At 35.5% G+C, this 13,725-nt stretch carries 15 protein-coding genes; 7 read left to right on the forward strand and 8 right to left on the reverse strand.

What is annotated here, in order from left to right:
- Nucleotides 1–48: 48 nt before the first annotated feature.
- The 5 genes from rpmB to HM983_RS13015 all read left to right on the forward strand — a co-directional run bounded on the left by rpmB (nt 49) and on the right by HM983_RS13015 (nt 3,674).
- On the forward strand, nt 49–285 hold the full coding sequence (gene rpmB, locus HM983_RS12995; RefSeq protein ID WP_179346043.1) for a 50S ribosomal protein L28: 237 nt from the start codon (nt 49–51) through the stop codon (nt 283–285).
- A gap of 35 nt (nt 286–320) precedes the next feature.
- On the forward strand, nt 321–503 hold the full coding sequence (rpmG, locus tag HM983_RS13000) for a 50S ribosomal protein L33 (RefSeq protein ID WP_179346045.1): 183 nt from the start codon (nt 321–323) through the stop codon (nt 501–503).
- Nucleotides 504–511: 8 nt separating this feature from the next.
- Entirely contained in the window at nt 512–664 is a 153-nt protein-coding gene (locus HM983_RS13005; protein WP_115817435.1) for a DUF4295 domain-containing protein, read from the forward strand.
- 230 nt (nt 665–894) lie between these two features.
- A complete protein-coding gene (gene ftsY / locus HM983_RS13010; protein WP_179346047.1) occupies nt 895–1,869 on the forward strand; it encodes a signal recognition particle-docking protein FtsY in 975 nt (324 codons plus the stop codon).
- 134 nt (nt 1,870–2,003) lie between these two features.
- On the forward strand, nt 2,004–3,674 hold the full coding sequence (locus tag HM983_RS13015) for an amidase family protein (RefSeq protein WP_179346049.1): 1,671 nt from the start codon (nt 2,004–2,006) through the stop codon (nt 3,672–3,674).
- A 51-nt stretch (nt 3,675–3,725) separates the two neighbouring features.
- On the opposite strand, the gene HM983_RS13020 is transcribed toward HM983_RS13015, so the two are convergent.
- Nucleotides 3,726–4,808 carry a serine hydrolase domain-containing protein gene (locus HM983_RS13020; protein WP_179346051.1) on the reverse strand — a complete coding sequence of 361 codons (1,083 nt, stop codon included), beginning with the start codon at nt 4,806–4,808 and terminating at the stop codon, nt 3,726–3,728.
- 119 nt (nt 4,809–4,927) lie between these two features.
- Here HM983_RS13020 and rimO point away from each other — a divergent pair, with 119 nt between their 5' ends.
- Nucleotides 4,928–6,232, forward strand: coding sequence for a 30S ribosomal protein S12 methylthiotransferase RimO (gene rimO, locus HM983_RS13025; protein WP_179346053.1), 1,305 nt, complete (start codon nt 4,928–4,930; stop codon nt 6,230–6,232).
- 68 nt (nt 6,233–6,300) lie between these two features.
- The gene (locus HM983_RS13030; protein WP_179346055.1) at nt 6,301–7,422 is read left to right on the forward strand and encodes a M23 family metallopeptidase; all 1,122 of its coding nucleotides are present in this window, start codon (nt 6,301–6,303) and stop codon (nt 7,420–7,422) included.
- A 4-nt stretch (nt 7,423–7,426) separates the two neighbouring features.
- Here HM983_RS13030 and HM983_RS13035 read toward each other — a convergent pair whose 3' ends face one another.
- From HM983_RS13035 to HM983_RS13065, 7 genes are all read right to left on the reverse strand, one after another.
- Nucleotides 7,427–7,969: a DUF4287 domain-containing protein gene (locus HM983_RS13035; RefSeq protein WP_179346057.1), complete on the reverse strand. Its 543-nt coding sequence runs from the start codon at nt 7,967–7,969 to the stop codon at nt 7,427–7,429.
- 54 nt (nt 7,970–8,023) lie between these two features.
- Nucleotides 8,024–8,398: a VOC family protein gene (locus HM983_RS13040; protein ID WP_179346059.1), complete on the reverse strand. Its 375-nt coding sequence runs from the start codon at nt 8,396–8,398 to the stop codon at nt 8,024–8,026.
- 88 nt (nt 8,399–8,486) lie between these two features.
- On the reverse strand, nt 8,487–9,071 hold the full coding sequence (locus HM983_RS13045; protein ID WP_179346061.1) for an SET domain-containing protein: 585 nt from the start codon (nt 9,069–9,071) through the stop codon (nt 8,487–8,489).
- 168 nt (nt 9,072–9,239) lie between these two features.
- Nucleotides 9,240–9,950 carry a flavodoxin family protein gene (locus tag HM983_RS13050; protein WP_179346063.1) on the reverse strand — a complete coding sequence of 237 codons (711 nt, stop codon included), beginning with the start codon at nt 9,948–9,950 and terminating at the stop codon, nt 9,240–9,242.
- A gap of 103 nt (nt 9,951–10,053) precedes the next feature.
- On the reverse strand, nt 10,054–10,416 hold the full coding sequence (locus HM983_RS13055) for a DUF2200 domain-containing protein (RefSeq protein ID WP_179346065.1): 363 nt from the start codon (nt 10,414–10,416) through the stop codon (nt 10,054–10,056).
- 27 nt (nt 10,417–10,443) lie between these two features.
- Nucleotides 10,444–10,803 carry a bleomycin resistance protein gene (locus HM983_RS13060; protein WP_179346067.1) on the reverse strand — a complete coding sequence of 120 codons (360 nt, stop codon included), beginning with the start codon at nt 10,801–10,803 and terminating at the stop codon, nt 10,444–10,446.
- Nucleotides 10,804–10,817: 14 nt separating this feature from the next.
- Entirely contained in the window at nt 10,818–13,658 is a 2,841-nt protein-coding gene (locus HM983_RS13065; RefSeq protein WP_179346069.1) for a M16 family metallopeptidase, read from the reverse strand.
- Nucleotides 13,659–13,725: the final 67 nt, after the last annotated feature.

The raw sequence follows: 13,725 nt of genomic DNA on the forward strand, positions 1-13,725 counted from the left end.
ACGTAAAGTTTTACTAAATTTGCACCCTGTTTAAAAATAAGAGGAAAAATGTCTAGAGTTTGTGAACTTACAGGAAAAAAAGCAATGACGGGAAACAACGTTTCTCACGCTATGAACAAAACAAAGCGCAAGTTCAATGCCAACTTGGTAAAAAAGCGTTTTTACATCCCTGAAGAAGATAAGTGGGTAACGTTAAAAGTTTCTACATCTGCACTTAAAACCATCAATAAAATTGGTATTTCTGCAGCGTTAAAAGAAGCTAGAGCAAAAGGATTTTACAAATAACATAAAACATACCTCGTTAAGGGCGTGGCAATATTATGGCAAAAAAAGGAAATAGAATACAGGTAATCTTAGAGTGCACAGAGCACAAAGCTTCTGGTAAGCCAGGAACTTCAAGATATATTACAACCAAAAATAAAAAGAATACGCCAGACCGTATGGAGATTAAGAAATTTAATCCTATTCTTAAGCGTATGACAGTTCATAAAGAAATTAAATAACTTAAGACATGGCAAAGAAATCAGTAGCGTCTTTACAGACAGGATCAAAGCGTTTGACAAAAGCGATAAAAATGGTGAAGTCACCAAAAACTGGAGCTTACATGTTCGTAGAATCGGTTATGGCACCAGAATTTGTTGATGACTTTTTAAACAAGAAATAATCTTTTAGAATAAAGATATTACTAAACTGCTTTCATTTGAAAGCAGTTTTTTTATGGCTATATTTGAGACAAAGACTGACAACTTTGCAGTAATACTATACGGGCAAGGTTGTTGTTATAGAATCCATATAAAAGTAATAAGACAATCACATTGAGCTTTGCTGTGATCAAATAATAATTTGATGGAAAGTACTTTGCGAAGTAAGTCGAAAAGACAATGAAATAAAAATATGAGTTTTTTCAAAAATATATTCTCTTCAGAAAAAAAGGAAACACTGGATAAAGGACTGGAAAAGTCCAAATCTTCATTTTTTAATAAATTAAATAAAGCTGTTGCAGGAAAGTCTAAAGTAGATGACGATGTCTTGGATAATCTTGAAGAAATTTTAGTGACCAGCGATGTCGGAGTTAATACAACATTAAAGGTCATTGAGCGTATTGAAGAACGTGTTGCAAAGGACAAATATTTAGGCACTTCAGAACTAAATAAAATTTTAAGAGAAGAAATAGCAGCTTTACTTTCTGAAACGAAGTCTGGAGAAGAAACGGAGTATAAAATTCCTGACTTACCTAAACAAGACGATGGCTCAAAAACACCTTACGTATTAATGGTGGTTGGTGTTAATGGTGTTGGTAAGACCACAACCATAGGTAAACTAGCATATCAATTTAAAAAGAAAGGCTTAAAAGTAGTGCTTGGTGCAGCAGATACGTTTAGAGCTGCGGCAATAGACCAATTACAAGTTTGGGCGGATCGTGTAGAGGTACCAATGATAAAACAAAAAATGGGAAGTGACCCAGCTTCAGTAGCTTTCGATGCTGTTCAATCTGGTGTCAATCAAAATGCAGATGTTATTATTATCGATACAGCAGGAAGACTTCATAATAAAGTCAATTTAATGAACGAGCTCACCAAAGTAAAACGTGTCATGCAAAAAGTAATTGGTGACGCACCACATGATGTGTTGTTGGTTCTAGACGGTTCTACAGGACAAAATGCTTTTGAACAAGCCAAACAATTCACGGCAGCGACAGAAGTTACTTCGTTGGCAGTTACCAAATTAGACGGGACTGCAAAAGGAGGAGTCGTTATTGGTATCTCTGACCAGTTTCAGATTCCGGTGAAATATATTGGAGTCGGTGAAGGGATTGAAGACTTGCAGGTATTTAATAAATACGAGTTTGTGGATTCTTTCTTCAAATAAACTTCTGCGAAATATAAGAGCATATTATAATTTAGTTATTATATGGAAAGACCTTACAAGTTTCAAAAGCTGTGAGGTCTTTTTCGTTAACAATTATTTCATTTCATTTCGTATTTTTATAAAAAATATCCACTATGCGTAACTATCTTTTCATTCTCGTTTTATTAATAGCTTTTTCTTGTAAAAACACGAACTCTTCAGACCCTCGTACACCAAAAGATGCATCAAAAACCAAAATAGATAATACTGAGGTTGGAGATGATGACTTAAGTTCTATTTCTACTAAGGATTTTAGGGAATTTAAAGTTTTAGATTCTAAAAATCTTACAAAAGCTGAAATATGGGAAACTATCAATCCCCAAATGACGGATTTCACGGATGATGACTACGAGCGGTTAAAACCTTTAATATTTGAACAGGATATAGAGACACTTCAGAATCATATTTCTAAAAATAAATTTAGCTATGAAGAATTGACTAAATTCTATTTATACCGCATCAGAAAGTTTGATCGCGAAAATAAGTTATCATTGAATTCAGTAATTGCAATTAACCCGAACGTTATTAAGCAGGCTCAAAAATTAGATCAAGATAAAGACGATGTTAGTCATCCAATTTACGGAATGCCAATCTTGTTAAAAGATAATATCAATACTGAGAATATGGCAACCACAGCTGGTGCTGTTGCGTTAAAGAATAATTTTACGGAAGATGCATTTATAGTAAGTCAATTAAAGTCAAAAGGAGCTTTGATTTTAGGAAAAGCAAATTTGAGTGAATGGGCCTATTTTTTCTGTGGAGAATGCCCAAGTGGGTATTCTGCTGTTGGTGGGCAAACTCTAAATCCATATGGTAGAAGAACTATAGACACAGGTGGCTCAAGTTCAGGTAGTGGAGTTTCCGTTGCGGCCAATTTTGCAGCGGCAGCCATAGGCAGTGAAACTTCAGGATCTATATTATCACCAGCAAGTCAAAATTCTACAGTTGGTCTCAAACCTACCATCGGATTGGTGAGCAGAAGCGGTATTGTGCCAATTTCTTCAACTTTGGATACGGCTGGTCCAATTACCAGGACGGTTAAGGATAATGCCATTGTAATGGATGCAATCTACGGTGAGGATAAGAGTGATACAAAGTCCATGGCTAAAAAATGGGACGATGGTTATTTCTTCGAGGATTTAAAAAATACATCTCTACGGGGAAAGAGGTTCGGTGCACCAAAACGATTGTTGGAAGATACTTTGTACACAAGTGCATTAGAAACTCTAAAAAAACAAGGTGCAACAATTGTAGAAATTGATGAGGAGAAATTAAACTTGCCAAATTTTATTAGACTTCTCAATTTAGACATGAAAAAAGATCTGCCAGCTTATATGGAAAATTACGCCAACAAAAATATTAAAGAACGTACTGTTGCAGATATGATGGCTTACAACATTAAAGATTCTCTTAATACAATGCCGTATGGTCAAAAACTATTTCAAGGTATTGCTGACGAAACTGGCGATGAAGAGTTCTTGGAGCGTATTAAGGATACTTTAAAAACTAACGGTCGTCAATATTTTGATAAGCCAATGAGAGCTCATGATCTCGATGGATTCTTGTCCATCAACAATTATCACGCAGGTTTTGCGGCAGTGGCAGAATATCCTGCCTTGACTGTCCCTATGGGTTATACCAAAAAGGGTGCGCCGAGAGGGTTGACATTTATTTCTCAGCCTTTAACTGAAAAGCAATTGTTGGCTTGGGCTTATGTGTATGAGCAGGCATCAAAAATGCGGGTCGCACCAAAGAACTATAATTAAAATAGCGTAACTCACATATTATGCTATGTATAGTGGCTATTAATTGATGTTTTAATCAATCAAAGCATTTATTCGTAGCCAGAGCTCATCATCAAAATCAGAAAGTGCAAAATTTTCGTCATCTGCAGCATTGCCCATTCTTATTAGAACTAATTTTTTGCTAGGAACGATGTAAATCTTTTGATCATCCCTACCAAGTGCACAATACATATCAGTTGGTGCATTCGGTATTAAGCTACCGCTGAATTCCAGTTGTGTTTGTGGTAATCTATAAGTGGCTTTTCCATTAAGCCACCACATATATCCATAAGCTTCGTTCAAGTTCTGTGACGTGTTTATGGCGTCATTCAAAAAGTTTTCGGGAAGAATCAGTTCATTTTTCCATTTTCCTCCTGCATAAGTCAAGAGCCCAAAACGAGCCATACTTCTTGTATTACTCCAATATACGTTAAAATTTTCTGTTTCGAGCCAAGCACCAGTCATCCCGATTTTGTTTTTCAATTTTATATTGAAATATTCAGTAAACGTTTTGTTAGAAGCCGTTGCAACAACATCTTGTAATTTCCTGTAAACGTTGTGATATGCCCAGCGATTTCCGGCGTCAGCTTCATATTGAAGATTTTCTGAAGATACATTATCTCCTAAGCTGTCATCTAACCCAGAGGTCATAGTCAATAAATTTTTAGAAGTAATTAAACTTTCTTTGTTTGTTGGGGCGCTTGTCCAGCCCGACCCGATATAATCAGAGACAGGATGGTTAATGTCTATCAATCCTTCTACTTGAGCAATACCAGTAATTGCTGTTGTCAATGTTTTGCCAGAACTGGCCCAATACCATGGTAATGTTGAGCTGTGACCATTAAAATAAGATTCAACAACTATTTTTCCTTCATGTAGAATGATGAAACTTTTTGAGTTTTTTTCTTCTAAGTAATTCAATAAAGGTTGTAGTTCATTTTCATTCCAACCAAGTTCCGAGATGGATTTTGTATCCCATTGATCAGTATTAAGAGGTGGAAAATAAATATTATCAGAAGTATTTTCTTCTTCTTCCTGATTGGTATTGTCTCTTGATGAGCAAGCCACTAGCAATAGAAAGCCAAAAAATAAATAGGTTAAGCGCGCTGGTTTCATGATTTGGTTTTTTAATAGGACATCGAAATTATAAAAAGGTTTAAAAGATACAATCCTATTGACCATAAATCGTAAATCACAATTAGTTACGTATCTTTGCAAACTGATTTAAAATTGCCATGAGAACTAAAACCTTAAAGAAGAATAGAATCAACGTTGTTACCCTTGGCTGTAGTAAAAATGTTTACGACAGTGAAGTGCTAATGGGCCAATTAAAGGCGAGCGGAAAAGATGTTGTACATGAGGAGGAAGGTAATGTCGTTGTTATCAATACCTGCGGTTTTATAAATAATGCGAAAGAGGAAAGCGTGAATACAATTTTGGAATTCATGCAGAAAAAGGAAGCTGGCGAAGTGGATAAGGTTTTTGTAACGGGATGTTTGAGCGAACGCTACAAACCAGATTTACAAAAGGAAATCCCAAATGTGGATCAGTATTTCGGAACCACAGAATTACCAGGTTTATTAAAAGCTCTAGGAGCCGACTATAAGCACGAATTGATTGGTGAACGTTTAACAACAACTCCAAAAAACTACGCCTATTTAAAAATTGCCGAAGGATGTGACAGACCTTGTAGCTTCTGCGCCATTCCCTTGATGCGAGGTAAGCATAAATCTACACCAATTGAAGAGTTGGTCACAGAAGCCGAAAAACTGGCGGCCAATGGAGTTAAAGAATTGATACTTATTGCACAAGATTTGACCTACTACGGATTAGATCTTTATAAAAAAAGAAATCTTGCAGAGTTACTCGAGAATTTGGTAAAAGTTGAAGGCATCGAGTGGATTCGTTTACATTATGCATTTCCTACAGGGTTCCCAATGGACGTTTTGGACGTAATGCAGCGTGAACCAAAGGTTTGTAATTATTTAGATATACCGCTTCAGCACATATCAGATTCAATTTTGAAAAGTATGCGTCGTGGTACTACCAAAGAAAAAACCACTAATTTGTTGAAAGAGTTTAGGAATAAAGTACCGGAAATGACTATTAGAACCACTCTTATAGTTGGTTATCCTGGTGAAACGGAAGAAGATTTCCAAACTCTAAGGCAATGGGTAAAAGACATGCGTTTTGAGCGTTTAGGTTGCTTCACTTATTCTCATGAAGAAAACACACACGCTTATAATTTAGAAGACGATGTACCAGAAGAAGTGAAGATGCAACGGGCCAATGAAATAATGGAAATCCAATCCCAGATCTCTTGGGAACTCAACCAGGCAAAAATTGGTCAGGAATTTAAAGTGGTTATAGACCGTAAAGAAGGAAACTATTTTGTTGGTAGAACAGAATATGATTCGCCAGATGTAGATAATGAAGTGCGGATTGATGCTACTCAGACTTATTTGAAAACTGGTGAGTTTACAACTATTAAAGTCACTGAAGCGGAGGACTTTGATCTTTACGGTGAGGTAGTCTTGTAATACTATTTAAGCAAATATTTCAATCAATTAGGATATTGTTTTGGTACGATTTATGCTTAATTACAAGTATGAAATCGCACTTTAGATTTGTTCTTGTTTTTATAGTTTTAGCATCATGTAAACAAGTCCAGAAAGTTTCTGATGCTATTACCAATCCTTCTGCAAGAGAAATTTTTGAAAGAACTTTTGAGAACAATGATACGTTGGTTAAACGCTACGAATTCTTGTATTCAAATGCCAAAAAGAATAGGCTTAAATTAGAATTACCCTCAGTACTATCTGCTAAATCCGACAGTTTAGATTTTCGCGTTTTATCTTATACTATTGAATTGCAGAGAGGAGAACGATTAAAAATTGAATCTGATATTATAGCGGATAGTTTGCAATTGGCCATCGATGTATTCGAATTTGAAACTGACTCTATAATGTCTGAAAAGCCTTTACTTACTAACGAACCAGAATCAAACAAAATTGATTTTGATGTGATCAAAACCGGTAAGTATAAGGTTGTAATTCTTCCGGAATTTTCCAAAACAATAAATTTTTCTATTAAGTTTTATACAGAGCCGACTTTAGCTTTTCCTGTTAGTGGGAAAAACAATAGGGCAGTTCAAAGTTTTTGGGGAGCTCCACGTGGTGGTGGAACGCGATCTCACAAAGGCATCGATATTTTTGCAAAACGAGGTACACCTGTGGTTGCGGCTACAGAGGGATTTATTTCAAATACTGGAAATCGAGGTCTGGGAGGCAAACAAGTTTGGTTACGAGATGGATTATTTGGGCAATCGCTCTATTATGCACATTTGGATAGTATAGTTGTTGCAAGTGGTAAGCGCGTAAAAATTGGAGATACGCTCGGTTTTGTAGGTAATACAGGAAATGCTAAAACTACGGCACCTCATTTGCATTTTGGAATCTATACTAGAGGTGGAGCTGTTGATCCGTATCCGTTTGTTAAACATACAGAGGTTCCAGGATTTGAGAAATTAGACGTGATAAATGAGGGAGTTACACGTTTGAAAAATAATGAGTTAAGACTTGGGGCAGGAGTGAATAATGAAAAAATTCAAGATTTAAATGACAAAACTTCGGTGATTGTTATTGCTAAAAATAACCGTTGGTATCATTTAAAAGTAAATGATTCACTTCAAGGTTTTATGCATGAATCTTTAGTTAAACCAATTAAATAAATTTTTATTTGGCCAATTCATATGCCTCATGCATCCATTCGGTCAATTCCTCATCAACATCACTAACTGAAGTCAGTTGCACTCTGTGTGTACACATAGTGCCAAATGGTCCAGAATTACTGAGTCTATCGGTAATTGGTTTATCAGGAAGCTTAAGACCTAAATCAATCCGGGATTTGGTTGCTGGTTTTATCAGAACGAACTGGCGTTTTCTTACCACACTAACAGATGTTTTCTTAGGCGTTATGATAACGTCCTTGCCAAATCCCTTTACTGTTGCAATTAGTTGTTCGTAAATAGGGATGAGGTTTTCCTTTCCTTGATATTGAGAGGTTATTAAATCCTCATCAGATTTATTTTCTTCTTTCGATAATGAAACAATTGTATTAGCGAAACCATGTGTAACTCCATGCTCTTTTTTTAAAAAATTAACACCTTCAGAATGTTTTGTGAATTTTTCCTGTTTAAGGATTTTCTTCCATTCTGACAATGATTTACCAGTTTTCTCCGGCATGTTATTTACCATTGTTTGTAGTGCAGCATCCATAAATTTATTTTTTTGATTGATAATTATTTTTTTAAGATTCCAAAAAATATGTGATTAAACATGCTGGTCAATCAATATGGCATTACCATCTGGGTCTAAAATCACAAAACTTGCAGGGCCAGAATCGCTACTAGTGTCAATTTCACTGGCAAATGTAACATCATGGTTTTTTAAATGCTTTTGAATATCTCTCACATCATCAAAATTTTCAAGAGTATTGGCATCCTGATCCCAACCGGGATTAAAAGTTAGAATGTTATTGTCAAACATTCCTTGAAATAAACCAATTAAGGTCGATTCGTTTTTCATGATGAGGTAATTTTTCTCTAATTGACCGGCAAAAACAGAAAATCCTAAATTTTCGTAAAATGCTTTTGATGCTTTTATATCCTTTACTGCTAGACTTATTGAAAATGATCCTAATTTCATAATAATGAGGGTTTTAAATAATTCAAATTTAATAAAGTTAAATCAAATAAATTTGAAATATGCTCATATTTAGAATTGCAAAACGATTTCAACCTCTAAAATAATTAGTTAGAATGGAGTCCATTTCCTCATCACCTTTAATAATATTTTCAATTTTCGACCATAATTTGTCTGAAATCAAAACTTTTAAAGGTTGGTTTTGTTGGATGATTTTTCCAAAAACATGCAATAATTTTTTATCCCATAGTTTGTGGAAATTTACTAAGTCATCTGGGTAAACGGTTTTTCTTTCCGTGCCTTCATCATAAGCATCAAAAGGTTCCGAGACATTGAGGTAACCATAGTCATCCGTTAATTGCTCCCCTTTTTGGATGTCACGTATTGCAATTTCAAAATCATACGCCGTGGTTAAACAATTTGAGTTAAAACTATGGTTGACAAATCGACCGTTATCCCAGCATAAGATGAATTCTCCCTTGTTATTTCTATAAGCGTATGTGTCTATTATATCCTGATAAAACCCATCCATAGCCTGTACTTCCGTTTGGCTGAATGCTCTATCAAATTTGTCTAAAACCCAGGTAATTGTTCCTGCAGGAATAAATTCTTTGGCGACTACTCCATAGCCAATAGTATCATTTATGAATTTCAGTTCAGTTTTAGGATGTATCATTTAACTTCTTTTAATCGCGTTATATATTTATAAAATTCGTCACTTTGGTTGAATTTTCAGTTAACAATAAGAAAGAATTTATTGAATAAAGATTCTCGATACAATTTTACTCTCTAAAGTGTTCGAGACTAAAATCACTCGGACCGACTTAAGACAAAACATATAAAATTATCTATATTCTGGGTTTTCAAAATTCCAACGCGTACCATCTTCCCATGCTTCGGGTAAATTTCCATAAGCAGGATAACCGTTATTTTCTTTAAGCATTTTAGCAAGATGCATTAGATTATAGGTCATAAAAGTGGTATTCCTATTTGTGAAATTACTATTCTTTGCATCAGATTCTTCGTCTAGGTAACTTGGGCCTGGCCCAACTTCTCCAATCCAACCACAATCGGCTTGTGGCGGAATGGAATACCCAATATGTTGTAGCGAATAAAGAATGTTCATGGCGCAATGTTTGATGCCATCCTCGTTACCGGTAATGATGCAACCGCCAACTTTACCATAAAATTTGTATTGTCCTTTTTCGTTTTGCTCACTGCTCATGGCATAAAAACGCTCAATGAGCTTAGTGGTTTCAGAAGATTTTTCGCCCAACCATATGGGTGTGCCAATAATGCATATATCCGCATCAAAAATACGTTCAAATAATTTTGGCCATTCGTCTTTATCCCAACCGTATTCCGTCATGTCTGGATAAACTCCAGGTGGCACATTGTGATCTACAAATCGAATTTCCTCGACTTGCACCTGTTCCTTTTCCATTATTTTTTTTGAGACATCAATTAAGCCTTGGGTATGACTTTGTCTTGGCGATTTTTTTAATGTGCAGTTTATGTAAATAGCTTTTAAGTTAGAAAAATCTGGTTGAGTCATAATATCTTATTTTATAATTAAAGATAACAATAACTGCTTCAAAACTGGTAACATACCAGCCATAAGTTTGATGCGATAAGATGGAAAATGCTAATAGCCGTTCTTAAGAGCGTAATATTTTTTCCATCTTTCTCCCTCTTGCTAATTCATCTACCAACTTATCCAAATACCTTACTTCTTTAGTGAGTTGATTGTCTATTTCCTCGATACGATAGCCACAAATTACACCTTTGATAAGTTTTGCATTTGGGTTTAATTGAGCACGTTCAAAAAACGTTTTGAATGTCACTTTTTCTTCAATCAATTTGTTCAGCTTTTCTTCGTTAAAACCAGTGAGCCATTCGATGACTTGGTGTAGTTCATCTATACTTCTGCCTTTCTTTTCTACCTTAGTTACGTAATGTGGATAGACCGATGAGAAAGTCATATTAGCCATACGCTCATTATGTGCTGCTGTTGGTTTCATAGTTTAAAAATATATTAATCTGGCATCTTACGATATCCCTTGTCCAAACGTGAGCAAATTAGAATCTGGATCAAGTAGGGAAAACTCTTTTTGTCCCCATGGTTGTATGGACAATTTTCCGTTAGGATGAATTACTATGTCATGGTCCAAAAATTCCTGATATAGCTGCTCTATATTATTCGTTCTAATATAGACTTGACCATAGTTCTTTCTGGGTTTTAATTTTTTAAATTCAAAAAAATGGATTTCAATAGTTTCCTTTGTTATCATTAAGTATCCATCAAAATCCTCGCTATCCAACACTTTAAAACCTAGTTTATTGATGTAATAATCTTTGGTAATTGCTTTATTGCGCATCGGTAATTTTGGATGGATATCTGTGAACATAATATTACATGTTATTATTTTAAAGTATTATTCTCTCCATTCAATAAAGTTGGTTTTCCAAATCCTAAATTCTCTAATTTATCCAACTGTGTTTGAGCATCACCAACGATTAAATAAATCATTTGGTTAGGTCTGATGTATTTTTCAATAAGTGTTTTAATATCATCTACGGTCATTTCGCTCACTAGATTTTCTCGTTGTTTTGCATAATCATCTTCATAGCCATAATTACTAATGTTAGTAAGCATATCTAATTTTGCACCCAAAGTTTCAAAAGCTCTGGCATTACTTTTTATAGTATAGCCTTTAGTGACTTCTAGATCTTCTTCAGAGTAATTTGCACCATAATTTTCCAAGATTTCTTTTACTAAAGCAGCAGATTCGTAGGTAACATTAGAACGGACACCACTACCGACTATAAATTCACCTTTATATTCTGTACCTGAAAATCTCGAACCAATTCCGTAAGTATAACCTTTGTTTTCACGTAATTGCTGTGTTAATTGCGAAGCAAAACTGCCACCTCCCAAACGATAGTTCATTACGTTGGCTGGATAATAATCTTTGTGTGTTGCTTTTAAGGCAGGATAACCAAAACGGATGACAGACTGTTTAGCACCAGGAACATCGTAAAAATATACGGCTGATTTTTCAGGGTATAACGGCATCGAAATTTCAGGCATCGCAACGTCTTTGGGTTCCCATGTTTCATTTATAATTTTTAGTGCTGAAATCACTTTGTTCTCGTCAATAGCCCCAACAATGTGCATATTGGTTAGTTTCGGTGAAAGATTGGCATTGTAATAATTCTGTAAATCTGCCATAGTGATGGATTTGACGGAATCTTCAGAACCTCTATTATTATGAGCAAAAATGTTATCGTCGCCATAAAGTATCTTGGCGAACTCGTTTTCTGCAATACTATTTGGATCGGCTTTGCTACGTTGTATGCTACTGATAGTGCCCTGCTTCAGCAAGTCAAATTCCTTTTCGTCCCAACGTGGCAACAATAAAATTTCTGTTACTAAATCCATTGTTGCATCAAAATGTTTTGATAATGTCGTGCCGGAAATAACAATGCTGTTGTCTGTAGCGTAGGCATTGATACGAGCACCTAAACTTTCGATAGCATTTTCAAGTTCTTCTGGTGTTTTGTTCTTCGTACCTTTAGTCATAAGGTTAGCTAAGAGGTTGGACACACCAACTTTATCGGTATTCTCAAGTAAGAGCCCACCTTCAATTTGCATTTCAAATTGAACTAACGGTACTTCAGCATTCTCAATACCAAATACTTTAATCCCAGATTCTAGTTCTTTTTTCCAAACTTCTGGAATATTTAAATCTGGACTTTCGCCATAATCAGGTTCTACGCTACGGTCAAAGCTGCTTGGCGTTTTTTCGTATTCTGCTGCAATACTTGGATCAAAGGTCTCTTCTGCACCTTCTATAATTTTTTCTTCTGTTACTTCTGCCAATTGTGAATTATCTAACACCAAATTCTTTTGCCCTTTTGGCACAAAACTAGTGGCTACAAAGTTTTTGTCCTTAATGTAGGTGTTATAAACGCGCATTACATCTTCTGATGTAACGGCTAAAATATTCTTTACATCTTGATTGATGAAACCTGGATCTCCAGCAAAAATTTCGTATTGAGCGAGTTGAAAACCTTTGCCCAATACACTTGAAAGCCCATTGTAGAAATCGGTTTCTTGTCCGGCTTTTATTCTGTTTAAATCTGCTTCAGAAATACCATCCACTTCAAAATTTTTGAAACCTTCGTTGATTGCGGCAGCTACATTATTTAAATCTTTTTGGTCATAGGCAGTAACATTTAACATTATCTGACCTGCAATTTCAGAATTATATTGACCCATTCCGACATTACTTGCCAATTGCTGGTCCTCTACTATAGATTTATAAAGTGGTGCTTTTTTTCCGTTAGACAAATAATCTGATAGTACACTTAACGCATAAGAATCTTTATGATACTGAGGAACTCCAGGCCACGTCATGCTTAATCTAGGTGCACGGGCAAAATTATCTTCGTAATAAAGTCGCTTAGAATTTTTTAATATAACAGGCTGCTTTTCAATTTTTGGGATATCTTCTCCACGAGGAATTTCGTTGAAATACTTTTCTACCCATGTTTTAGTCTGTTCTACATCTATATCTCCAGCAATAGTTAGGGTTACATTATTAGGCACATACCAGCGTCTGTAAAATTCTTTTACGTCATCTAAGGTGGCGTTTTGTAAATCTTCCAAAGAACCAATAACCTCCCAGCTATAAGGATGCCCTTCAGGGTAGAGATTTTTATTTATAACCGCAGAGTTGTGACCATAAGGACGATTGTCTACACCCTGTCTTTTCTCGTTTTTTACGACTTGTTTTTCCTTTGCCAAAACGGGTTCTGTGACAGTATTAATAAAGTAACCAAGTTTATCAGCCTCTGCCCAGATCATTTTCTCCAAAGCGTCTTTTGGAACCGTTTGAAAATAATTGGTGCGATCACGACTTGTAGAACCATTGGCACCTGAGCCACCAATACGTGCACTCATTTGGTCAAGACCACCTTTACCGAGATTCTCAGATTCCAAAAACAAAAGATGTTCAAATAAATGAGCAAAACCGGTTCTGCCTTCTTTTTCACGTGCAGAACCTACGTGAGCGGTCAACGCTACTGCGGCAATAGGATCTGATTTGTCTACATGAAGAATGACTTGCAAGCCATTATCCAAAGTAAATTTTTCGTAATCGACTCTAAATTCTGCTGTGTCTTTTTTCTCGTTTTGTTTGCAGGATGCGATTAAGAACAGAACGATTAAGGATAAAAACGTTGATTTGATGGATTTCATAGTTTAATTTTTTATTGATTTTTAAATCGAATTATTAACGATATGGGTTGGAGTGATATTAATTTTA

Origin of the sequence: Winogradskyella ursingii (assembly GCF_013403975.1) — a bacterium.
Classification (GTDB): domain Bacteria; phylum Bacteroidota; class Bacteroidia; order Flavobacteriales; family Flavobacteriaceae; genus Winogradskyella; species Winogradskyella ursingii.